Here is a 25,663-nt window from a genome sequence, read left to right on the forward strand (position 1 = left end):
TAGGTTTAGACCTCCAGGCTTTGGCTTGAAGGTCTAAACCATTTTGCGTATTTATACGCGGCGTTTATTCGCAAACATTTTTTATATTTAATTAGGCTTTTGATATTTTGATGTGGCCTCAAATATTAAAAACCTCAAATTCCGTCCATAGATGTTAGAAACGCAAACTGAAAGATTGAATTTCTCTTCTGTTAAAAACAGACCTGATTATCCGGATTTCCTTGATATCCAGATAAAATCATTTCAGGACTTTTTTCAATTAGAAACAAAATCAGAAGAAAGAGGGAATGAAGGATTATACAATACCTTCATGGAAAATTTCCCTATTACGGATACCCGTAATCAGTTCGTATTAGAATTTTTAGACTATTTTGTAGATCCTCCACGTTACTCAATTCAAGAATGTATTGAGAGAGGGTTAACTTATAGTGTGCCTTTAAAAGCTAGGTTAAAGCTTTATTGTACCGATCCTGAGCATGAAGATTTTGAAACTATCGTGCAAGATGTGTATTTAGGTACTATTCCTTATATGACTCCAAGTGGTACTTTCTGTATCAACGGAGCTGAACGAGTTGTCGTTTCTCAACTACACCGTTCTCCTGGAGTTTTCTTTGGACAGTCTTTCCATGCTAACGGAACAAAACTATATTCTGCTAGAGTAATTCCATTTAAAGGTTCTTGGATAGAATTTGCTACCGATATTAATAGTGTAATGTACGCTTATATCGATAGAAAGAAAAAATTACCTGTTACCACTCTTTTCCGTGCTATCGGATTTGAAAGAGATAAAGATATTTTAGAAATTTTTGATCTTGCAGAAGAAGTAAAAGTTTCTAAGTCTGGACTTAAAAAAGTTTTAGGTAGAAAATTAGCCGCACGTGTTTTAAATACGTGGTATGAAGATTTCGTAGATGAAGATACAGGAGAGGTAGTTTCTATTGAGCGTAATGAAATTGTATTAGATCGTGATACTGAACTTGAAAAAGATCACATCGAAGAAATTTTAGAAACTGGTACGAAAACTATTCTTTTACATAAAGAGGATAATTCTACTGGTGATTATGCTATTATTCACAATACTTTACAAAAAGATCCTACCAATTCAGAGAAGGAGGCGGTAGAACATATATACAGACAATTACGTAATGCAGAGCCGCCAGATGAAGAGACGGCTAGAGGAATTATTGATAAATTATTCTTCTCAGACCAACGTTACAATTTAGGTGAAGTTGGGCGTTACCGAATGAATAAAAAATTAGGTCTTGATATTGCTATGGATAAGCAAGTGCTTACCAAAGAGGATATCATTACCATTATAAAGTACCTTATTGAGTTAATTAACTCAAAAGCAGAGATAGATGATATCGATCACCTTTCTAATCGTCGTGTTAGAACTGTAGGAGAGCAATTATCTCAGCAATTTGGTGTAGGTTTAGCTCGTATGGCAAGAACAATTCGTGAGCGTATGAATGTACGTGATAACGAAGTGTTTACACCTATAGACTTAATTAATGCAAAGACACTTTCTTCTGTAATTAATTCTTTCTTTGGTACCAACCAGCTTTCTCAATTTATGGATCAAACCAATCCACTGGCTGAAATAACGCACAAGCGTCGTCTTTCTGCCTTAGGACCTGGAGGTTTATCTAGAGAAAGAGCAGGTTTCGAGGTTCGAGATGTTCACTATACACACTATGGCCGTCTTTGTCCTATTGAAACTCCAGAGGGACCAAACATTGGTTTAATTTCATCTCTTTCAGTTTATGCAAAAGTAAACGGAATGGGATTCATTGAGACTCCTTACCGTAAGGTGGAGAATGGGAAGATTGATATTACTAATGAAGCTGTTTATTTCTCTGCTGAAGAAGAAGAAGGAAAATTAATTGCACAAGCGAATATTCCGTTAACAGATGATGGTACGATCAATACCGATAAGGTAATTGCTCGTATGGAAGGAGATTTCCCTGTAGTAGATCCTAAAGAGATTCACTTTACAGATGTTGCTCCAAATCAAATATCATCTATTTCGGCATCTTTAATTCCATTCTTAGAACATGATGATGCCAACCGTGCATTGATGGGATCTAACATGATGCGTCAAGCTGTACCGTTATTGAGAGTAGATTCTCCAATTGTAGGAACAGGATTAGAGCGTCAAGTAGCTTCAGACTCACGTGTATTGATTAATGCAGAAGGAGATGGAACAGTAGAATACGTAGATGCACAAAAAGTAACTATAAAGTACGACCGTACTGAGGAAGAAAGAATGGTAAGTTTTGAATCTGATTCTAAAACTTATAATCTAATTAAATTTAGAAAAACCAACCAAGGTACTTCAGTAAACCTTAAGCCAATTGTTCGCATAGGTGATAGAGTAGCTAAAGGACAAGTACTTTGTCAAGGTTATGCTACAGAAGCAGGAGAATTAGCTTTAGGTAGAAATATGAAAGTAGCCTTTATGCCTTGGAAGGGGTATAACTTTGAGGATGCGATTGTAATTTCTGAAAAAGTAGTAAGAGAAGATATATTTACGTCTATTCATATTGATGAGTATTCTTTAGAAGTAAGAGATACTAAATTAGGTAATGAAGAATTAACTAATGATATTCCTAACGTTTCAGAAGATGCCACAAGAGATCTTGATGAGCATGGTATGATTCGTATTGGAGCAGAGGTTAAACCTGGTGATATCCTTATCGGAAAAATTACTCCAAAAGGTGAATCAGATCCAACTCCAGAAGAGAAACTTTTGCGTGCTATTTTTGGAGATAAAGCTGGGGATGTAAAAGATGCTTCTTTAAAAGCTTCTCCTTCATTAAATGGTGTAGTAATTAACAAAAAGTTATTTGCTAGAGCAGTAAAAGATAAGCGTAAGAGAGCTCAAGATAAAGAGGATATTGCAAGACTTGAAGATAAATACAGAGTTAAGTTTGAAACACTTAAAAATGAATTAATCGACAAGTTGTTTGTTATCGTAGGAGGAAAAACAGCTCAAGGAGTAAAGAATGATTTAGGGGAAGATGTTTTACCAAAAGGTAAAAAGTATACACTTAAAATGTTAAACTCTGTAGATGATTATACGCATTTAACGCAAGGTACTTGGGCTACAGATGACCATACCAATGCATTAGTGGCAGATTTAATTCACAACTATAAAATTAAAGAAAACGATCTTCAAGGTAACTTAAGAAGAGAGAAGTTTACGATTTCTGTAGGAGATGAATTACCTTCTGGAATTATAAAATTAGCTAAGGTTTATATCGCTAAAAAGCGTAAGCTTAAAGTAGGTGATAAGATGGCAGGACGCCACGGTAACAAAGGTATTGTTGCAAGAATCGTTCGTCAAGAAGATATGCCATTCTTAGAAGATGGAACACCAGTTGATATCGTGTTAAACCCATTAGGGGTGCCTTCACGTATGAATATTGGACAAATTTATGAAACTGTTTTAGGTTGGGCTGGAGAAAAATTAGGTCAGAAGTATGCAACACCAATTTTTGATGGAGCTACTATAGATCAAATTAATGAGCTTACAGATGAAGCAGGTATCCCAAGATTTGGACATACTTACTTATATGACGGAGGAACAGGAGATCGTTTTGATCAAGCAGCAACTGTTGGAATTATTTATATGCTAAAATTAGGGCATATGATTGAAGACAAAATGCACGCTCGTTCAATAGGACCTTACTCATTAATCACACAACAACCATTAGGAGGTAAAGCTCAATTTGGAGGTCAGCGTTTTGGAGAGATGGAAGTTTGGGCATTAGAAGCATACGGTGCTTCTGCTACCTTACGTGAAATCTTAACAGTAAAATCTGATGATGTAATTGGTAGAGCTAAAACTTACGAAGCAATCGTAAAAGGAGAGCCAATGCCAGAACCAGGATTGCCAGAATCTTTTAACGTATTAATGCACGAATTAAAAGGATTAGGGTTAGATATTAAGTTAGAAGAGTAATAAGGATTGCCTTCACTACGGTGAAGGCATCTCTTATAAGGCTAAAATTAAAATAATTCTTTAGTACCATATATTATGGCAAGACATAACGATAAGAATACACAACAAAAGAGATTTAATAAAATCTCTATAGGTTTAGCTTCTCCAGAATCGATTTTGGCTGAATCGAGAGGTGAGGTGTTAAAACCAGAAACCATTAATTACCGTACTCATAAACCAGAACGTGACGGACTGTTTTGTGAACGTATTTTTGGTCCTGTAAAGGATTACGAATGTGCGTGTGGTAAATATAAAAGAATTCGCTACAAAGGGATTGTTTGTGACCGTTGTGGTGTAGAAGTAACCGAGAAAAAAGTACGTAGAGATAGAGTAGGACACATTAATTTAGTGGTTCCTGTAGCTCATATTTGGTATTTTCGTTCTTTACCAAACAAAATAGGATACTTATTAGGAATACCTTCTAAGAAATTAGATATGATAATTTACTACGAAAGATATGTAGTAATTCAGCCAGGTATTGCTAAGAATGAAGAAGGAGATGCATTGCAAAAAATGGATTTCTTAACGGAAGAAGAATATTTAAATATATTAGATACCCTTCCACAAGAAAATCTTTATTTAGATGATTCAGATCCTAACAAGTTTATCGCAAAAATGGGTGCAGAATGTCTTATTGACATTTTAAACCGTTTAGATTTAGATGAGCTTTCTTATGACTTAAGACATAAAGCAAATAACGAAACTTCTAAGCAACGTAAAACTGAAGCTTTAAAGCGTTTACAAGTTGTTGAGGCTTTCCGTGATGCTAATAAAGGAAAAGAAAATAAACCAGCGTGGATGATAATGAAAGCGGTTCCGGTAATTCCACCAGAATTGCGTCCATTAGTTCCACTTGATGGAGGTCGTTTTGCGACTTCAGATTTAAATGATCTTTATAGACGTGTTATTATTCGTAACAATCGTCTTAAGAGATTAATGGAGATTAAAGCCCCTGAAGTAATTTTACGTAATGAAAAACGTATGCTTCAAGAGTCTGTAGATTCATTATTTGATAATACAAGAAAATCTTCAGCAGTAAAAACAGATTCTAATCGTCCTTTAAAATCTTTATCAGATTCATTAAAAGGAAAACAAGGTCGTTTCCGTCAAAACTTATTAGGTAAACGTGTAGATTATTCAGCACGTTCGGTAATTGTTGTTGGGCCAGAAATGAAATTGTTTGAATGTGGTCTTCCTAAGGATATGGCTGCAGAGCTTTACAAGCCTTTCGTAATTAGAAAACTAATTGAAAGAGGAATTGTAAAAACGGTAAAATCTGCAAAGAAAATTATTGATAAAAAAGAGCCTGTAGTTTGGGATATTTTGGAGAACGTTCTTAAAGGACATCCAGTATTACTAAACCGTGCTCCTACGCTTCACCGTTTAGGTATTCAAGCTTTTCAACCAAAATTAATTGAAGGAAAAGCAATTAGATTACACCCATTAGTTTGTACGGCATTTAACGCCGATTTTGATGGGGATCAAATGGCGGTTCATTTACCATTAGGACCAGAAGCTATTTTAGAAGCTCAGCTATTAATGTTAGCTTCTCATAATATTCTAAATCCTGCGAATGGATCTCCGGTAACGGTACCTTCTCAAGATATGGTACTTGGTCTTTATTATATGACCAAGATGAGAGTTTCTACTCCAGAGCGTAAGATGAAGGGAGAAGGACTTACTTTTTACTCGGCAGAAGAGGTTAATATCGCTTACAACGAGAAACAAGTAGACTTAAATAGTCCAATAAAAGTTAGAGCTAAAGATTTTAATGATAAAGGTGAATTAGTTTACCAAATTATTGAAACTACTGTAGGGCGTGTACTTTTCAATGAAGAAGTACCAGAAAAAGCTGGATTTATCAATGAGGTATTAACCAAGAAATCTTTAAGAGATATTATTGGTAATATTCTTAAGGTAACTAGCGTTCCTGAAACTGCAGAATTCTTAGATAATATTAAAGGATTAGGATACGGATTTGCATTTAGAGGTGGTCTTTCTTTCTCTTTAGGAGATATTATTATTCCTGAAGAAAAATATGAAATGATTGACGATGCTAATCAGCAAGTTGAAGGTATTATGGCCAATTATAATATGGGTCTTATTACTAACAACGAGCGTTATAACCAAGTAATTGATATCTGGACCGCAACCAATGCTAATCTTACTGAATTAGCTATGAAGCGAATTCGTGAAGATAACCAAGGTTTCAACTCAGTATATATGATGCTTGATTCTGGAGCACGTGGATCTAAAGAACAGATTCGCCAGTTAACAGGTATGCGTGGATTAATGGCTAAGCCTAAAAAATCTAACTCTGGTGGAGGTGAAATTATTGAAAACCCAATTTTATCTAACTTTAAAGAAGGTCTTTCAATTTTAGAATACTTTATCTCAACACACGGTGCACGTAAAGGTCTTGCCGATACCGCATTAAAAACTGCCGATGCAGGTTACTTAACACGTCGTTTAGTAGATGTATCTCAAGATGTTATTGTTGGTGAAGTTGATTGTGGTACATTAAGAGGAATCGATGTAAGTGCTTTAAAGAAAAACGAAGAAATCGTTGAATCTTTAGCAGAAAGAATCATTGGTAGAACTGCCTTAAATGATATCGTAGATCCTTTAACCCAAGAAGTAATTGCTGTTGCAGGAGTAGAGATCGATGAAGATATTGCTGCAAAAGTAGATGCTTCAGCTTTAGAAAGTGTAGACGTAAGATCTGCATTAACTTGTGAGGCTAAAAAAGGTATTTGTGTAAAATGTTACGGTAGAAACCTAGCAACGGGAAAAACTGTTCAAAAAGGAGAAGCTGTAGGTGTTGTTGCTGCTCAATCTATTGGGGAGCCTGGAACTCAGCTTACGTTAAGAACATTCCACGTAGGAGGGATTGCAGGAAACATTTCCGAAGAAAATAAATTAATAGCTAAGTTTGACGGTATTGCAGAGATTGAAGATCTTAAGACTGTTAAAGGTGAAAATACAGAAGGTGAAACTGCTGAAATTATCATCTCTAGAACTTCAGAATTAAAAATTGTAGATCCTAAAACTAATATCGTTTTAAGTACAAACGTTATTCCTTATGGTGCTCAATTATTTATCAAGGCTGGAGACAAAATTAAGCGTGATGATGTAGTTTGCCAATGGGATCCATATAACGGTGTTATTATTTCTGAATTTGCAGGTAGAGTTAAATTCGAAAATATTGAACAAGGGGTTACTTACCAAGTAGAAACTGATGAACAAACCGGTTTCCAAGAAAAAGTAATTTCTGAGTCAAGAAACAAGAAAAAGATTCCAACTTTACTAATTATGGGTAAAGGAGACGAAGTAATTCGTTCTTATAACTTACCAGTTGGAGCTCACTTAATGGTGGATGATGAAGAGAAAATTAAGATTGGAAAAATCTTAGTTAAAATACCTCGTAAATCTTCTAAAGCAGGTGATATTACAGGAGGTCTTCCACGTGTAACAGAATTATTTGAAGCGCGTAATCCTTCTAACCCTGCAGTAGTCAGTGAGATTGATGGTGTAGTTTCTTTTGGTAAAATTAAACGTGGTAACCGTGAAATTATCGTAGAGTCTAAACTAGGAGAGGTTAAGAAATATTTAGTTAAACTTTCTAATCAAATTTTAGTTCAAGAAAACGATTATGTTCGTGCGGGAATGCCATTATCTGATGGTTCTATAACTCCAGAAGATATCTTAAACATTAAAGGACCAAGTGCTGTACAACAGTATTTAGTTAACGAAGTTCAAGAGGTTTACCGATTACAAGGGGTGAAAATTAACGATAAGCACTTTGAGGTAGTAGTACGTCAAATGATGCGTAAAGTTAAGATTCAAGATTCTGGAGATACTATTTTCTTAGAAAATCAATTGGTTCACAAATCAGACTTTATTGAAGAGAATGATGAGATTTTCGGTAAAAAAGTTGTTGAAGATGCAGGAGATAGTGAAAACCTTAAGCCAGGACAAATCGTTACTGCTAGAGAATTAAGAGATGAGAATTCTATCTTAAGAAGAGCAGATAAAGAATTGGCAACGGCAAGAGAGGCACAGCCAGCAACGGCAACACCAATCTTACAAGGTATTACTAGAGCATCTTTACAAACCAAATCATTTATTTCTGCAGCATCATTCCAGGAAACGACTAAAGTATTGAACGAAGCTGCGGTAAGTGGTAAAGTAGATACCTTAGAAGGATTGAAAGAAAATGTAATTGTAGGACATAGAATCCCAGCAGGAACAGGTCTTAGAGAATACGATAATATTATTGTAGGTTCTAAAGAAGAGTTAAACGAAATGATGGAAAAGAAACAAGAGGTAAACTATAATTAATATAGCGTTATGAGTGAAGAAACCAAGAATAAAAAAAATCAACTTAATATTGAGTTAGATGAAGCAACCGCACAAGGAACGTATAGTAACTTGGCGATTATTAATCATTCTCCATCTGAATTTGTTGTTGATTTTGTAAATATTATGCCTGGAGCACCAAAAAGTAAAGTGAAGTCTAGAATTATCTTAACTCCACAACACGCAAAGCGGCTTTTAAAAGCTTTAGGAGATAATATTCAAAGGTTTGAACAAGCTCACGGCGAAATAAAAGATTATGATAAACCACCGATTCCGTTAAATTTTGGTCCAACGGGACAAGCATAAAACAAAAACTCCGAAGCGAAAGCTTCGGAGTTTTTTTATATTAGAGTTTTTTCTTTCCGGAATAACGATACACAAAGATATAATGTGTCGCTATTTCCGAACGAGAGACTGTGCTAAAAATAAAAAACCTAACTGTAATAGTTAGGTTTTTTTGATTCATATTCGAATATAAAGCTTAAAACTCCGACGTATAATGGAATTTAATATGCTTATATTTTTGTTCTGTCATTTGTAAAGAAAATTGAGAGTCAGCAAGAAATACCAATTGTCCACGCTTATCTTTGGCTAAAAATTTAGCTTTTACACGTTTAAATTCAGCAAATTCTTCGCTTTTTTCATCTTCAGGTTCAATCCAGCAAGCTTTATGTACATTAAGGTTTTCGTAAGTACATTTTGCGCCATATTCATGTTCTAAGCGGTATTGAATTACCTCATATTGTAATGCACCAACCGTACCTATAATTTTTCTGTTATTTAATTCTAAGCGAAACAGTTGAGCCACTCCTTCATCCATCAACTGGTCAATTCCTTTTTCTAATTGCTTAGATTTCATAGGATCGGCATTATTGATGTATCTAAAATGTTCAGGTGAAAAACTAGGTATCCCTTTATAATTTAATTCTTCTCCTTGTGTAAGTGTATCTCCAATTTTAAAATTTCCAGTATCATGAAGACCCACAATATCACCAGGATAAGAAACATCTACAATTTCTTTCTTTTCAGCAAAGAAAGCATTGGGGCTGCTAAAGCGTAACTTTTTATTATGTCTTACGTGTAAATAAGGAACATTTCTTTCAAACTTTCCTGAAACAATTTTGATAAAAGCCAATCGATCTCTATGTTTAGGATCCATATTGGCATGTATTTTAAATACAAAACCAGTAAATTCTTTTTCTTCAGGATTTACGATTCTCGTATCGCTTTCTTTTGGTCGGGGAGCTGGAGCAATATCTACAAAACAGTCCAAAAGCTCTCTAACTCCAAAATTGTTTAAGGCAGATCCAAAAAATACAGGTTGCAAATGCCCTTCAGTATATTCTTTTTGATTAAAAGGAGGATAGACACTTTGTGCTAATTCGGCCTCTTCTCTTAGTGTGTCTGCAGCTTTATTTCCGATAAGGTCGTCAAGTTCAGGATTACTTAAGTCAGAAATTTCTATAGTTTCTTCAATATCTTTCCTTGGATCTCCAGTAAAAAGATTAACATTCTTCTCCCAAATATTATAAATTCCTTTAAAGTCATAGCCCATACCGATAGGGAAACTGAGAGGGGTAACTCTAAGGTGTAACTTTTGCTCGATCTCGTCTAATAAATCAAAAGCATCTTTCCCTTCGCGATCCATTTTATTTATAAAAACAATCATTGGGATATTTCGCATACGACAAACCTCCACAAGTTTTTCGGTTTGCTCTTCGACTCCTTTTGCAACGTCTATCACCACAATTACACTATCTACAGCGGTAAGAGTTCTAAAGGTGTCTTCGGCAAAATCCTTGTGTCCTGGAGTATCTAGGATATTTATTTTAATATCTCGGTATTCAAAAGCCAAGACAGAGGTAGCTACAGAAATTCCTCTTTGGCGTTCAATTTCCATAAAATCACTTGTAGCCCCTTTTTTAATTTTATTAGATTTTACAGCGCCAGCTTCTTGAATAGCTCCTCCAAAAAGAAGTAGTTTTTCAGTTAAAGTGGTTTTACCTGCATCGGGGTGGGAGATAATACCAAAGGTTCTCCTTTTATTTATTTCGTCAATTAATTTCATTTTGCAAATGTATTGTTTTTAAAAAGCTGTAGCAAAGTTTCTTACAAAAGGCTTAAAGAAAATATAATATTGACTATTATTTAAATGCTATTTTCTTAAATTCTGTTAAAAATTATTTACCTTTATCCTGCAATTTTGAGACTATGTAGATGCCCCGAGAATCTTTTATGTAACCCAAATACAAAAAGATTAATATGCTGAAAGTCATTTTTTAATAACGACTAAATATTTTCTTTCTATGAAAGGATTTTTGCAAAGTGTCTTTTTTTTAGTTACATTTTTATTTTTAGGAATTGAAAATGTAGCTGGTCAAGATCAAGAAATTAATATCTCCCCAATATTTAATTCTAGCCCTCTTTCACTACCTAGTGATTTAATGGTAGTAACTACTGTTTCTGGTCGGGTATACCGAGATAGAAACGGCAATGGTATGCAAGAAGCTCTAGATCCTGGGCTTAATAATATAGATGTTATAATTTTTGATTCTGCAGGTACATCTCAAGCGGTAACTACAGATGCTAATGGAGATTGGATGGCTGTTGTTGCTCCAGGAACTGTAAATGTAAGTATTGATAATACCGATTTACCTTTGGGCTATATTCAAACCGAAGGAGTAGATCCCCAAGTACTTACTACAGTAGTAAATGTAAATAATAATGCAGGCAAAGACGGTTATTATTTTGAAGGGCAAGTAAGCGGTCATTTATATTTCGATACTAATGGAAACGGACAGCAAGACCCGGGTGAACCCAATATGCCTAATGTAGATATTGATATTACCGATGAATTTGGAACTGTCATTACAGTAACTACAGATGCTAATGGAGATTGGATGGCGACCGTGGCAGCAGTAAATGTTACAGTCGCGATAAATCAAACGGATCCAGATTTTCCTACAGGCGCCATTCAAACCGAAGGTACAGATCCTACAACGGTAACGGTTATTTCTAATCAAAATAACTTTACAGATAACGATGGTTTTTACTTAGAAGGAGTTTTAGAAGGACATGTTTATTTTGACCTTAACGGAAATGGAACTCAAGATGCTGGTGAACCAAATATGTCTAATGTAGATGTAGAGGTTGTAGACTCATTAGGAAATATTCATGTTGTAGTAACAGATGTTAATGGGAACTGGTCAATTGTTTTGCCAGCTGGGCCTGCAACTTCAACCATAGATATTAATGATTCAGACTTTCCTGCAGGAGCTACACAAACCGAAGGGACTAACCCAACAACCACTACGGTAATAAATGCTCAAATAGTAAGTGATGATGGCGTGTTGAATGATGGGTTCTATGAGTCAGGAACTTTAGAAGGTCACGTTTACTCTGATGTTAATGGTAACGGACAACAAGATGCTGGCGAGCCAGATATGCCTAATGTAGATGTAATAATAACCACTTCAACAGGACAAATAATTACGGTTACCACAGATGCTAATGGAAACTGGAGTATTTTAACTTCCGTAGGAAATACTACAGCATTAATAGATGTAAATGATCCAGATTTCCCGACAGGAGCTACGCAAACCGAAGGAACGAATCCAACCATTTCAACCGTTTTAATAAACCAAACCGTAAGTGATGACGGAATATTAAATGACGGTTTTTACGAAGTAGGAACTTTAGAAGGACATTTGTATTTTGACCTTAACGGAAATGGAACTCAAGATACTTCAGAGCCAGATATGCCTAACGTCGATGTAATGATTACAGATGCGTTAAGCAATCAACAAATTGTGGTAACAGATGCGAATGGAGATTGGTCAGTAAACGTACCTGCAGGTTCAACAGAGTCGGATATTGATCAAGCTGATCCCGATTTTCCGACTGGCGCTATACAAACTGAAGGTACAGATCCTACAATAACAAACGTGATTACAGGGCAAACTGTAAGTGACGATGGATTGTTGAATGATGGCTTTTTTGAAGAAGGTATTTTAACAGGACATTTATATTATGATACCAATAGTAATGGAACTCAAGACCCAGGAGAACCTAACTTACCTAACGTTGATGTAGAAATTACTGACGCCTTAGGCATTGTACAAATTGTAGTAACCGATATAGCTGGAAATTGGAGTGTAAATGTTCCTATAGGAAACACCACGTCAGATATTGATGAAACCGATCCCGATTTTCCTGCTGGGGCAATTCAAACCGAAGGTACAGATCCTACAACCACTTTAGTAACTCCCAATAATACAATTGCTGAAACCAATGATGGTTTTGTGGTGCCTACCTTAATTGATGGTACGTTAACGGGACACTTATATTATGATACTAATAATAATGGAACACAAGATCTAGGGGAACCTAACTTGCCTAATGTAGATGTGGACATTATAAATGTCTTGGGGATCATCCAAACCGTTACCACTGATGTAAATGGAAACTGGGGAATTGTGGTTCCTGAAGGCAATACAACATCAAATATTGATCAAACCGATCCCGATTTTCCAACTGGAGCAATTCAAACAGAGGGAACAGATCCTACCACAACATTGGTAATAGGTAATTCGGTAGTTGCAGAAACTAATGATGGTTTTGTAATACCTACATTAACAAATGGAACTTTAACAGGCCATCTTTATTATGATGTAAATGGAAATGGAATACAAGATTCGGGTGAACCAAATCTACCCAATATAGATATAGAGATTACGAATGTTCTAGGGATAATTCAAACGGTAGTTACAGATTCTAATGGAGACTGGAGTATTGTTGTTCCTGAAGGCAATACGATTTCAGATATAGATCAAGCCGATCCCGATTTCCCTTTAGGGGCTATACAAACTCAAGGTACAGATCCAACCACAACAAATGTTATTGCAAATAATACCACTGCCGAAACACCAGATGGATTTACCATTCCTAATCTACAAAACGGAATCTTAGAAGGACATTTATATGAAGACCTTAACGGAAATGCAACTCAAAATTCAGGTGAGCCAAATTTACCTAATATAGATGTTGTAATTACCAATGTTCTGGGATTAGTTCAAACTATAGCAACCGATGTAAATGGAAATTGGTCGGTTACAGTTCCAGTAGGGAACACTATTTCAAATATAGATGAAAGTGACCCCGATTTTAATCCTGCCTTTGTACAAACCGAAGGTACAGATCCTACCACAACGAATGTAATCGCAAATACAACCTCTAACGAAGTAAACGATGGTTTTCAAGATTCAGGTTTAGCTGTAGGTACATTAACAGGACATTTATATGAAGACCTTAATGGTAATAGCACTCAAGACACGGGAGAGCCAAACTTATCTAATATTGATGTAGAGATTACAAATGTATTAGGAGTAATCCAAATCTTAACAACTGATGTAAATGGAGATTGGAGTGTTAATGTTCCAATAGGAAATACCATTTCAAATATAGATGAGAATGATCCAGACTATAACCCATTATTTATACAAACCGAAGGTACAGATCCTACCACTACACTCGTGGTAACTAACGTTTCCACTTCTGAAGTAAATGATGGTTTTACAATTCCTACCTCTAATACCGGAACTTTGAACGGACATTTATATAATGACGTTAATGCTAATGGAAATCAAGAACCAGGCGAAGCAAATTTACCAAATATAGATGTAGAGATCATCGATGCTTTAGGGATTGTGCAAATAGTAGTAACAGATGCTAATGGAGATTGGCAAGCATCTTTACCACAAGGTCCTGCAACAAGTAATATAGACTTTACAGATCCCGATTTCCCAGCTGGAGCTACTCAAACCGAAGGAACTAACCCTACTACTACGGTAGTGGTACTTAACGTCACAACCAATGAGCCAGATGATGGATTTAATTTTACAGGAACTCAAACAGGAACTTTAAATGGACATTTATATAATGATCTTAACGGAAATGGAAATCAAGAAGCAGGAGAACCAGATTTAGCAGACATAGACGTAGAAATTACAAATGCACTTGGGATAATTCAAACTGTAGTTACCGACGTTACCGGGAGTTGGCAAGCCATTTTGCCAGAAGGAGTAGCTACAAGCGATATAGATTTTACAGATCCAGATTTTCCAGTAGGAGCCACACAAACGGAAGGAACAAACCCTACCAGTACGGTAGTTGTGAACAATGTTAATACCAATGAGCCAGATGATGGGTTTGAGGTACCTATTAATAATCAAAATTACTCAGGACATATTTATTTAGATTTAAACGGTAGTTTTAGTCAGGATCCAAATGAACCCGATTTACCTAATATAGATATTGAAATAATAGATGCTAATAATACAACTCACTTGGTTACATCTGATGCTAATGGAAATTGGAGCATATCTCTTCCATTGGGGAATGTAACTACTACTATACAAACTAATGATCCTGATTTCCCTGCTAATGCTGTTCAGACAGAAGGCGATAATCCCACAAATAATGTTATTGTATTGGGAACTTCTTTGATGGAACTAGACGGGTTTTATGTAACTGAGTTGTCTACAGAACGAATTACAGGTCATATGTATGAGGATGTTAATGGGAATAGTATGCAGGATTCAAATGAACCTAATATTCCGAATATAGATATAGAAATATCAGATGCCTTAGGAATTACCCAAACGGTAGAGTCAAATGTGAATGGGGATTGGGAAGCTCTAGTGCCTTTAGGTAACGCATTAAGTTTTATCCAAACAAATGATTTAGATTTTCCAGAATACACTACTCAAACTCAAGGAAGCAACCCAACCATGATTACAGTAACTTCAGGAGATGTAAATAATGAGTTAGATGGCTTTTATTTAGAGCGATTAAAAGTTTTTAATGCAATTACTCCCAACAATGATGGAAAGAATGATTTCTTATACGTTCAAGGAATTGATCGATATCCAGATAATAAAATAACTATTTTGAATAGATGGGGAGTTGTGGTTTATGAAGCAATAAATTATGGTCAAAATGGAAAATTATTTAAAGGCTTAAGTGAAGGAAGAGCTACCTTAGGAAAAGATGAGCAACTCCCTACAGGAACGTACTTCTATTTTATGGAGTATAGAGATGAACTTGGAGACTTAAAAAAGATAGATGGATACTTATATATTAATTAAAAAGAATCACAATTTATGCGTCAGCTAATTGGTATCATTATAGCAATCTCTTTTTGTGTGGGAATTTCTTCTTCCGTAAAGGCACAGCAAGACGCCCAATATACTCAATATATGTACAATACATTGAGCATAAATCCTGCTTATGCTGGTTCACGTGAGGTGTTGAGTGCGGTATTACTTCATCGTTCACAATGGGTTGGCGTAGATGGCGCACCTACAACTCAAACCTTAAGTGCTCATACACCCATTACCAAAAACTTAATGGGAATAGGTTTAAATATAACCAATGATGCCATAGGACCTTCTCGCCAAACCTATATAGATGCGAGTTACAGTTACGGGATAGAAGTAGGAAGAGAAAGTCAATTGAATTTTGGAATAAAAGCTGGAGCTCATTTATTGGATGTAGATTATTCTAAACTTGATATTTTTGATAGTACAGATCCAAATTTTCAGAGTAATGTAGATAATAAATTCTCTCCGCAGTTTGGGTTGGGTGCTTTATTATTTGCAGAGAATTATTATGTAGGCTTAAGTGTACCAAATGTTTTAGAAACCAAACATTTTGACCAGTCCAATAATAGTAACTCTAATACGGTTGCTAAAGAAAGGATTAGTTATTATTTAACTGGAGGCTATGTGTTTGACCTTTCAAGTGATTTAAAATTAAAGCCAACTCTTTTAACCAAATTGACAGAAGGGGCTCCTCTGCAAGTAGATGTTTCGGCTAACTTTTTACTCTATGAGAAATTGACTTTAGGAGCTGCCTATAGATGGGATGCTGCTTTAAGTGGATTGGTAGCTTTCCAATTTACAGATGCTTGGATGTTGGGTTTTGCTTATGATACAGATACGACAAAATATACAAATTATAATGATGGGAGTTTTGAAGTTTTTCTAAGGTTTGAGTTGTTTAAAAAATACAACAAGATGCTAACTCCTCGATTTTTCTAAACTTATTGCTATGAGTAAAAATATATATAAATATTTAGTTTTCTTTTCACTTTTCTTAAGCTGCTTTTTTACTGAAGCACAAGAAGAAAAATTGAAAGAAGCCGATAAAATGTTTGATAGATACGCTTTTATTGATGCACGAGAGATCTATCTAGAAGTAGCTGAAGCTGGATATAAATCTGAAAATTTATTTAAAAAACTAGGCGATTCTTATTACTTTAATGGTGACCTTCCCAACGCTTTAAAATGGTATGAAGAATTATATGTACTTAAAAATTCAGAATTAGAAAAAGAGTATCTTTTTAGATATGCAATGGCCCTAAAAAGCGATCAGCAATACAAAAAATCTGATGAGGTTTTATTAGAGTTTGAAAAGTTAAGTGAAACAGATTCTAGGGTAGAATTATTAAAAGGAGAACGTAATTACTTAGAATTAATAGAGCTTCAGTCAGGAAAATTCGATGTTGACATAGCACCCATCAATTCAAAACTATCCGATTTTTCTCCGCAAATAAACAACCAAACATTAATTTTTGCATCTAATAGAGAAACGCCTTCTTCCGTAAAGCGTATTCACGAATGGAACAAACAACCTTACTTAGATTTATATACAATACCAATTAACGATGAAAATGAATTAGAAGGTGAGCCTGCTTTGATGTCGGAAGTAATTAACTCAAAATTCCACGAATCTTCGGCTTGCCTTACTCAAGATCAACTTACAATATATTTTACCAGAAATAACTATAACAATAAAAAGTACGGTAAAAGTGATGAAGGAATCAATTTCTTAAAGATATATAAAGCAGAGCGAGATAGCATTTCAGCCGAGTGGAAAACACCCGTAGAACTTCCATTTAATAATGATGAATATTCTGTAGCTCACCCTACATTAAATGTAGATGAAACCAAATTATATTTTTCTTCAGATATGCCAGGAACCATTGGTATGTCAGATATTTATGTGGTTTCAATCAATGAAGATGGTACTTTTGGAGAACCAAAAAACTTAGGAAATCAAATAAATACAGAGGGAAGAGAAACATTTCCTTATATTAATAAAAAAAATGAACTCTATTTTTCCAGCAATGGTCATATTGGCCTTGGCGGATTAGATGTTTTTGTAAGCGTTCTTAAAAAAGATGGGTCATTTGGAGAGGTTTTTAATGTTGGTCGTCCCATCAATGGTTCTAAAGATGATTTTAATTTTGTCTTAGGAAAAAATGATAAAAATGGATTCTTTGCAAGTAATCGCGAAGGAGGAATGGGTGAAGATGATATCTACTATTTCAAACAAAATGAAGATCTTATTACTTCCTGCCAGCAATATGTAAATGGTACCATTACCGAAACTGAAACTGAAACTCCAATTCCTGGGGTGAAGGTAGAATTATTTGATGAAAATTTAAACTTTTTAAAAGATACAGAAACTAATGAAAATGGTGAATACGAATTTACATTAGATTGTGATACGCGTTATATCATTAGAGTTTCTAAAGAAAGTTATGAAACTGCCGAAGAATTATTAAGATCAGGATCTGAGTTTGAAAAGAATATTCAAATTCCTTCTGTTAATATGGAAAGAGGAGAGGAACTCGGAGTTACTAAAGCAGGAAAAGGAGATGATTTAAGAAACTTGTTACAATTAGATCCTATTTATTTTGATTTAGATAAAACTAATATTAGACCCGATGCCGAGGTAGAACTACAAAAAGTTTTAGCGGTATTAAAGAAATATTCTCAAATGAAAATTGATATCCGTTCCCATAGTGATAGTCGTGGTGGTGACGCTTATAATTTGTTGCTTTCAGACAAAAGAGCAAAAGCTACCGTTAATTATCTAGTTCAAAAAGGAATTGATAAAAGCAGAGTCACAGGAAAGGGATATGGAGAAACCCAATTGATCAACGGTTGTGATAATAATGCCGATTGTACCGAAGAACAGCATCAATTTAATAGAAGGTCAGAGTTTATTATTCTTAATGAGAATGAAACTCCAAAAGAAATGCGAAGAGAAATTGTAGCTCGTAACAATGAAGAGGTAAATAGAAGTAACGATGCCTCGGAAAAAATGTTAACTACGAATAATTATGATTTTGAGAGCTCAAATCCGCAAGAGGTATTTACAGTTCAAATTGTAGCAGGGAGTAGTAAAAATCCTGTAATTAAGCATAAATCTTTATCTAGCGTATTTTATTATTCATATCCCGATGGTTATAGAAGATACTTTTCAGGCCAATTTAAAACCCGAGAAGAAGCAGATGCATATAAACTAGAATTAAGAAAAAAAGGTTTTGATGGCGCTTTTGTTGTAGGTCTTAGTGGGAAAGAACGTTTTTAACGATAAGCCTTCTTTTATTCCTATGAAATAGAAATACAATTTTGTACTTTTGATTTCTATGGAAGAGAAAGTAATTTTAGTCAATGAAAATGATGAGCAAATTGGCTTGATGGAGAAAATTGAAGCTCATGAAAAAGCACTACTACATCGTGCATTTTCAGTTTTTGTATATAATGACAAGAATGAAGTCATGATTCAGCAAAGGGCACTCTCAAAATACCACTCCCCAGGCTTGTGGACCAATACATGTTGTAGCCACCAAAAAGAGGGAGAGACCAATGTAGAGGCAGGGAAAAGAAGATTAATGGAAGAGATGGGTTTCCAAACCGATCTAAAAGAAGTAACCTCCTTTATTTATAAAGCCCCTTTTGATAATGGCTTAAGCGAACATGAATATGACTACATACTCGTAGGTCATTACAATGAAGAGCCTAAAATTAACCCAGATGAGGTTGCCAGTTGGAAATGGATGAGCTTAGAGGATATCAAAAAGGACATGAGTAATAATCCTGAAAAATATACAGCTTGGTTTAAAATTATTTTCGATAAATATTATAATTTCATTTCGTAGTGGCAGTAACCGTAAGCAGAAAAGCACATTTTAATGCCGCTCATAGATTGTTTAGAAAAGACTGGAGCGATGAGAAAAACCTAAAGGTTTTTGGTAAATGCAGTTACCCTAATTACCATGGTCACAATTATGAACTTATTGTCTCTGTTACAGGAAACATTAATGAAGAGACGGGTTTTGTTATGGACTTGAAGGTATTAAAAGATTTAATTAAAACTGAAATAGAAGATTATTTAGATCATAAAAATCTCAATGTAGATATTTTAGAATTTAAAAACTTAAATCCTACCGCAGAAAATATCGTAGTTTTTATTTGGCAAAAATTAAAATCTAAATTAGAGAATCACTTAAGTTTAGAAGTTGTTTTATACGAAACTCCTCGAAATTTTGTTTCTTATAAAGGATAGTTCGTATGAAAGAAAAAGTACTATATCCTTTAAAGTTTAAGCCCATTTTAAAGCCAAAAGTTTGGGGTGGAGAAAAGCTACATACAGTTTTAGCTAAAGATAAAGTAGGTGATAAAATAGGAGAGAGTTGGGAAATTAGTGGAGTTGAGGGTGATATTTCTATTGTAGAAAATGGATCTCTAAAAGGTGAGAGTCTTCAACAACTAATTAAAACTTACAAAGAAAAGCTCGTTGGAAATAACATTTACCGCAAGTTTAAAGATAATTTTCCATTACTAATAAAATTTATTGATGCTAAAGAAAACCTTTCTGTTCAAGTACATCCTGGGGATGAGATAGCTTCAAAAAGGCACAATTCTTTAGGAAAAACGGAGATGTGGTATATTGTTCAAGCCGATTCTCAAGCAAAAATAGTTACTGGGTTTAAAAAAGGGATAAGTAAAGAAGATTATTTATTGCATTTAAAAGAGGAATCTTTAGAAGAGATTTTAAATAAAGAAGTTGTAGAAAGCGGAGAGACCTTTTTCATTAAAGCAGGTTTAATTCACGCTATTGGTTCTGGAGTTTTATTAGCTGAAATACAGGAAACATCAGATATAACCTATCGTATCTATGATTATAATCGAGAAGGAATAGATGGAGAGAAAAGAGACCTTCATACCGATTTAGCTTTAGAAACTATAGATTATGAAAGTAATGATGATTATAAGGTAGAATATACTCCTAAAAAAAACGAACTAACTTCTTTGGTGAACTGTTCTTATTTTACTACTCAGTTGCTCTACATAACAAAACATGATAGTTTTAAGCTATCAATAAATGAAGATTGCTTCGTTATCTTAATGTGTGTAGAGGGAGAGGCGCAAATTGAATATGAATTAGGGAAAGAAGAAATTAGATTAGGAGAAAGCCTTTTAATTCCGGCAAGTTTGAAGGAAATTGAAATTAAATCTCAAAATTGTAAATTACTTCACGTTACTATGTAGATTTTAGTGTAATTTTGCTCCATAAAATAAACAAATACTTATGGCAAGTAAACAAACGCTTAAAAGAGATGTAAATTACGTAATGGGCGATATTATAGAAGCTGCATTCTTACATCAAATGGTAAATCCAAAAGAAGATCACTCAAAGTCTGATGCTATCGTAGAAGAAGCAATGGTTTCTTACGATGATTTAATCACTAAAATCAACGATAAGTCGGTAGAAAATAGAGGTAAACATTTAAGAGCAGTGGGTAAAGAATTAGAAGAAAAAGCGCATAGTCTTGTAAAAGACATTAACGCTCTTAATTCTTAATATATTTCTTTTTTCTATAGGTATTAAAGCCAAAAGCAAAAATACCTAAAACCACAAGTGGTAAAATAATTGTAAAAAGTTGCCAAGAAGTTCTTTCTTGAGCAACTTTTTTTGTGTCTAAAAATGCCAATTTAATATCTTTTGCTCTTATAGCTAGTAAACCTGTATCATCTAATAAGTAATTGACGGCATTTAGTAAAAATTCTTTATTGCCATACGTAGCTCCCGTAAATCTATCGTGACCTAGTGCGACAGGGCCATCTCTATTAAATTCATTTTTAATGACATCACCATCAGAGATCACCAACATTTTTGTGTTTTCTCCTTTCTCTTTATACTTATCTAGTGAGAAAGGTGAAATTCTATTCTTATAAACAGAGGTAAACTCACCTTCCAGCAACACACCTAAATTTTGTTTTCCAGCATTATAGCTTTCTTCAATAGGTTTTTTATTTATAATATCTAAGTTCACTAATAAAGGAGTAGCATCTAGTTTAGTTTTAGGAGAGCTATGTAGTAATATTGTTTTTTTAATATTGTTATTTAGAGTATCAATGTTATTAGCAAAATCAAACTTTACTGCTTCGGTATTTTTTATGATCGTATGTGAATTGTCTGAAACTGCTAAAGGAGAATAGTACCAAGGGAAAGGATTAAATTGAGTTTCATTGCCTGAGCCTTGAGCTAAAATAATAGGAGCTGAAATAATATCATTTACCAATGAGGTGTTAATTCTTATTCCGTATTTAAAGAAAAAGTCATTGAGGTTTAAATCTCTAGGATATGCCAATGCTGCATTATCGTCATTGGTAAACAGACTATCTTTTTCTATAGCTGAATTTTCTATAAGCCATAACATTTTCCCGCCTTGCATTAAGTACTGGTCTAGAACTAATTTTTCCTTTTCGGAATACTTTTGAGTAGGTTTAGCTTCTAAAACCAAATCATATTGCTCTAATTGACGTAGTGTTTTTTGTGGATTACCTTCTACAGAATCTAATGTAAATGGAGCTATATAATAATAATCTCTGAGTGTTTTTACGAAGTCTACAATATTCTTTTCGGGTAACTCCCCATTACCACGCATAATGGCAATTTTTTTATCTTTCCCATAAATTAATCTGCTAAAAGCATCCGCGAAAGCGTATTCTAGATTTTCTACAGAGGTATTTACAATTTGTTCATTAGAGTCACCTATTTTCTTTTTCAATAGATTTACTTGAACAGATTTGTCGTCATAATAAGCTACAGCCCATGGGAAAAGTAGGCTCTCACTTATTTTTCCGTTTTCATTTACGTTTAAAGTTTCAGGAGTCATTCCTGCTTTATAGAAGTTATTGGCGATGGTTTGAGCATCTATGCCTTCTTCTAAAGGGTTAATGAAATTGAATTTTATTTCTGAATTATAGGCACTAAATTCTTCAAGTAAATATCGAGTTTCGTTTTGAAGGCGTTTAAATTCTGAAGGGAAATCTCCTTTTAAAAAGACATCGATAATAATTGGATCTTTTACCTTTTCTATAATTTCTTTCGAAGGCTGGGAAAGTGTATAGCGTTTATTTTGAGTAAGGTCATACCTATTAAAGTAGATTGTAGCAATAACATTCACTACAATTAATACCAAAAGAATTCCAAATATAGATTTTATATTTTTTGTCATTACTTGTTTTCTTTTTCTAGGTTAAACTTGGTCAAACTTAAAAACAAAAAAATGATGCTTATAAAATAAATAAGATCCCTAGTATCGATAACTCCACGGCTTATGCTTTTATAATGATAACTAAGACCTAAGTATTCTATGCCATAAGTTTCTGAATTAAAAATAGTTAAGTTTGATATTCCGTCAAAAGCAAAGTAGAGTAAAAAACAAAGTAAAACTGCCAGTATAAAAGAGACAATTTGATTTTCAGTTAAACTAGAAGCGAATATACCTATAGAGGTGTAGGTGGCACTTAACAATAATAATCCTGCATAACTACCTATTATAACGCCTAAATCATAATTACCGGGCGTACTTCCCAATTCGCTAATAGCATACACATATAATAAGGTGGGGATAATTGCTAAGATAGAAAGTGCAAAAGCTCCAAAATATTTACCTAACACTAATTGCCACTTAGTGATGGGTTGTGTAAGTAGTATTTCTAAAGTTCCTTGTTTTTTCTCTTCAGCAATGCTACGCATAGTAATAGCCGGTATTAGAAATAAAAATACCCAAGGGGCTAAAAGAAAAAACGGAGATAGGTTAGCAAATCCATTATCTAATATATTAAACTCTCCTGTAAATACCCATAAAAACAATCCGCAAACAATGAGAAAAATACCAACGACTAAATAGCCAATAGTACTAGAAAAAAATGAGTTTATTTCTTTAAAAAAAATTGCTTTCATACGATTAATTTAAACTTACCAGCTTATCAACACTCCAGGCTTCTGGCTTAGCATTAAACTTTACTTTTGTATTGGCCCAAACTTCTTTAAATAAAGAAGAATGTCTGTAGTTTTTTAAATCCTCTTCGCTTTGCCAATAACTATACGTAAAGAAAATAGAAAGATTATTTTTATCTTGATAAAGTTCTAGAAAATCACAACCTTCAAAACCACGTATATATTGTTTTTTACTATGAAAAAGTGTCAAAAAATTTTCGATTTCTTCTTCTTTAAAAGACATTTTTACAATTCGAACAATCATGAAGTAAATTTAATATTTATAGTATCCATTAATTTTAGTCCAAATAGGGTAGAAGCGCTGCCCACTGTATTTGGGTTACTCTTATAGATAGCAATTTCTATATAATTTGAAGCATTAAAAATAGCTAATTTTTTTCCTTCCTCCACACGTTGCTCTTTAGGAGAATCAAAATCAATTGCGTGGCTGTAGCTTTCGTGTATTGTAGTAAATGCGGTAGATCTAGCATTTAAAGTAAAGGCTCTTCCTTTTCCTACATTTTCAAAAAGCTTTCGTGAAACATTGGTCACAACATTTCCGTAATTATCAATATACATGACGTGACCTATGATTTGATCTTGACTATCGTTTATAAACGGATTAAACTTCTTAATTTGTTTAATAGTAGGAATAGATTTACCTATAACATCTAAAGTTCCGCCTCGAGCGATATGACAAGCTACTTTTACAAAAACATCTAGCACAGGAAAATTGGTCTCTACCGCATCGTGAATATTAATTTCCACAATTTTTTGTGGTTTAATTTCTGAAGCGATTAAAGACATAATCCCATTATTGGCACAAATAAAAAAATGATCGTCCAATTGTATAGCAATATGTTTATTTTCTGGAGTAATTTCAGAATCGACACCAATTAAGTGTATGCTACCTTTAGGGAAACTGCTGTATGAATTTTTAATAATGTATGCAGCTTCAGTAATATGAAAAGGAGAAACATCATGAGAGATATCAACAATATTTGCACTTTCCAATTCGCTTAGGATAGCACCTTTAACAGCACCTGTAGAAGGGTCTTTAAGCCCAAAATCTGTGGTTAAAGTTATAATCGCCATAAAGAAATGATGTTAATATATTTTAGTGTGATTTGAAGGTATTTTTGTCTAAATTTGTAATGCGAATTTAATTATAAAAGATTAATAAATACACTTGCTTTTGAACGAACTTGATATTGAACTCTCAGAAATTAATCCAAGAGAATTTTTTGGATTACAAAATGCAAATATAGAGCTACTTAAGAAGTATTTTCCTAAGTTAAAAATTGTTGCAAGAGGTAATAGAATAAAAGCTTTTGGGGATGAAGAATTACTAGAAGAGTTTGATAAAAGATTTAATATGCTTCTGGAGCATTTCGGAAAGTATAATAAGCTCGATGAAAATGTTATTGAACGCGTACTTACCAGTGAAAAGAAAGAAGATTATGATACTTCGTCAGAAAGTGGGGAAGTGCTTGTACATGGAGTAAGCGGTAGATTAATAAAGGCTCAAACAGCTAATCAACGCAAGTTAGTAGAGCTTACCAAAAAAAATGATATGGTTTTTGCTGTGGGTCCTGCGGGAACAGGTAAGACCTATACAGGGGTGGCACTTGCTGTAAAAGCACTCAAAGAAAAAGAAGTTCGTAAAATTATTTTAACAAGACCAGCCGTAGAAGCTGGAGAAAATTTAGGATTTCTACCAGGCGATCTCAAAGAAAAGCTAGATCCTTATATGCAGCCTTTATATGATGCATTAAGAGATATGATTCCGCACGAAAAGTTAGAAACTTTTATAGAAAAAGGAGTGATACAAATTGCACCCATGGCCTTTATGCGGGGTAGAACTCTAGATAACGCTTTTGTGATTCTAGATGAAGCTCAAAATACCACTCACGCTCAAATGAAGATGTTTTTAACCCGTATGGGGAAAAGCGCTAAATTTATTATTACAGGAGATCCTGGGCAAATAGACCTTCCGCCAAGAAGCATTTCTGGTCTTAAAGAAGCATTATTAGTTTTAAAAGATGTGAAAGGTATTGGTGTCGTTTATTTAGATGACAAAGACGTCATAAGACACCGCTTGGTTAAGAAAGTTATAGAGGCATATAAAAAAATAGAAAACGTAGAATAATTTAGATT

At 34.2% G+C, this 25,663-nt stretch carries 16 protein-coding genes; 11 read left to right on the forward strand and 5 right to left on the reverse strand.

The window, feature by feature from the left end:
- Positions 1-151 precede the first annotated feature (151 nt).
- From rpoB to FT986_RS04910, 3 genes are all read left to right on the forward strand, one after another.
- The gene (gene rpoB, locus FT986_RS04900) at positions 152-3,964 is read left to right on the forward strand and encodes a DNA-directed RNA polymerase subunit beta (RefSeq protein ID WP_111541798.1); all 3,813 of its coding nucleotides are present in this window, start codon (positions 152-154) and stop codon (positions 3,962-3,964) included.
- Positions 3,965-4,039: 75 nt separating this feature from the next.
- Positions 4,040-8,344 carry a DNA-directed RNA polymerase subunit beta' gene (rpoC, locus tag FT986_RS04905; RefSeq protein WP_111541799.1) on the forward strand — a complete coding sequence of 1,435 codons (4,305 nt, stop codon included), beginning with the start codon at positions 4,040-4,042 and terminating at the stop codon, positions 8,342-8,344.
- 9 nt (positions 8,345-8,353) lie between these two features.
- Complete coding sequence (locus FT986_RS04910) at positions 8,354-8,668, forward strand: DUF3467 domain-containing protein (protein ID WP_111541800.1); 315 nt, start codon at positions 8,354-8,356, stop codon at positions 8,666-8,668.
- A 175-nt stretch (positions 8,669-8,843) separates the two neighbouring features.
- On the opposite strand, the gene FT986_RS04915 is transcribed toward FT986_RS04910, so the two are convergent.
- A complete protein-coding gene (locus tag FT986_RS04915) occupies positions 8,844-10,430 on the reverse strand; it encodes a peptide chain release factor 3 (protein ID WP_147864107.1) in 1,587 nt (528 codons plus the stop codon).
- Positions 10,431-10,668: 238 nt separating this feature from the next.
- Between FT986_RS04915 and FT986_RS04920 the strand changes: the two genes are divergently transcribed.
- From FT986_RS04920 to FT986_RS04950, 7 genes are read left to right on the forward strand one after another with little or no spacing between them, the layout of a single operon-like run.
- A complete protein-coding gene (locus FT986_RS04920; RefSeq protein ID WP_147864108.1) occupies positions 10,669-15,507 on the forward strand; it encodes a gliding motility-associated C-terminal domain-containing protein in 4,839 nt (1,612 codons plus the stop codon).
- Between the two features lie 15 nt (positions 15,508-15,522).
- Positions 15,523-16,461 (forward strand): type IX secretion system membrane protein PorP/SprF, encoded by a 939-nt coding sequence (locus tag FT986_RS04925; protein WP_147864109.1) that lies wholly within the window; start codon positions 15,523-15,525, stop codon positions 16,459-16,461.
- Positions 16,462-16,471: 10 nt separating this feature from the next.
- On the forward strand, positions 16,472-18,802 hold the full coding sequence (locus tag FT986_RS04930; RefSeq protein ID WP_147864110.1) for an OmpA family protein: 2,331 nt from the start codon (positions 16,472-16,474) through the stop codon (positions 18,800-18,802).
- A 58-nt stretch (positions 18,803-18,860) separates the two neighbouring features.
- Complete coding sequence (gene idi / locus FT986_RS04935; RefSeq protein WP_147864111.1) at positions 18,861-19,373, forward strand: isopentenyl-diphosphate Delta-isomerase; 513 nt, start codon at positions 18,861-18,863, stop codon at positions 19,371-19,373.
- Positions 19,373-19,780, forward strand: a complete 408-nt coding sequence (locus tag FT986_RS04940) for a 6-carboxytetrahydropterin synthase (RefSeq protein ID WP_147864112.1) — start codon at positions 19,373-19,375, stop codon at positions 19,778-19,780. Before idi ends, FT986_RS04940 begins: the two co-directional genes overlap by 1 nt.
- A gap of 5 nt (positions 19,781-19,785) precedes the next feature.
- The gene (locus FT986_RS04945; protein WP_147864113.1) at positions 19,786-20,766 is read left to right on the forward strand and encodes a type I phosphomannose isomerase catalytic subunit; all 981 of its coding nucleotides are present in this window, start codon (positions 19,786-19,788) and stop codon (positions 20,764-20,766) included.
- Positions 20,767-20,806: 40 nt separating this feature from the next.
- Positions 20,807-21,079: a hypothetical protein gene (locus FT986_RS04950; protein ID WP_111541808.1), complete on the forward strand. Its 273-nt coding sequence runs from the start codon at positions 20,807-20,809 to the stop codon at positions 21,077-21,079.
- Here FT986_RS04950 and gldG read toward each other — a convergent pair.
- From gldG to FT986_RS04970, 4 genes are read right to left on the reverse strand one after another with little or no spacing between them, the layout of a single operon-like run.
- Positions 21,069-22,739, reverse strand: coding sequence for a gliding motility-associated ABC transporter substrate-binding protein GldG (gene gldG, locus FT986_RS04955; protein ID WP_147864114.1), 1,671 nt, complete (start codon positions 22,737-22,739; stop codon positions 21,069-21,071). The two genes, FT986_RS04950 and gldG, sit on opposite strands and share 11 nt — an antisense overlap.
- On the reverse strand, positions 22,739-23,470 hold the full coding sequence (gldF, locus tag FT986_RS04960; RefSeq protein ID WP_147864115.1) for a gliding motility-associated ABC transporter permease subunit GldF: 732 nt from the start codon (positions 23,468-23,470) through the stop codon (positions 22,739-22,741). Before gldF ends, gldG begins: the two co-directional genes overlap by 1 nt.
- Positions 23,471-23,474: 4 nt before the next feature.
- Entirely contained in the window at positions 23,475-23,771 is a 297-nt protein-coding gene (locus tag FT986_RS04965) for a putative quinol monooxygenase (RefSeq protein ID WP_147864116.1), read from the reverse strand.
- Entirely contained in the window at positions 23,768-24,601 is an 834-nt protein-coding gene (locus FT986_RS04970; protein ID WP_147864117.1) for an S-adenosyl-l-methionine hydroxide adenosyltransferase family protein, read from the reverse strand. The genes FT986_RS04965 and FT986_RS04970 overlap by 4 nt, the downstream gene beginning before the upstream one ends.
- A 100-nt stretch (positions 24,602-24,701) precedes the next feature.
- On the opposite strand from FT986_RS04970, the gene FT986_RS04975 reads away from it, so the two are divergent.
- Positions 24,702-25,655: a PhoH family protein gene (locus FT986_RS04975; protein ID WP_147864118.1), complete on the forward strand. Its 954-nt coding sequence runs from the start codon at positions 24,702-24,704 to the stop codon at positions 25,653-25,655.
- The last annotated feature ends 8 nt before the right edge of the window (positions 25,656-25,663 follow it).

Origin of the sequence: Mesonia sp. K4-1, assembly GCF_008017825.1 — a bacterium.
GTDB lineage: Bacteria > Bacteroidota > Bacteroidia > Flavobacteriales > Flavobacteriaceae > Mesonia.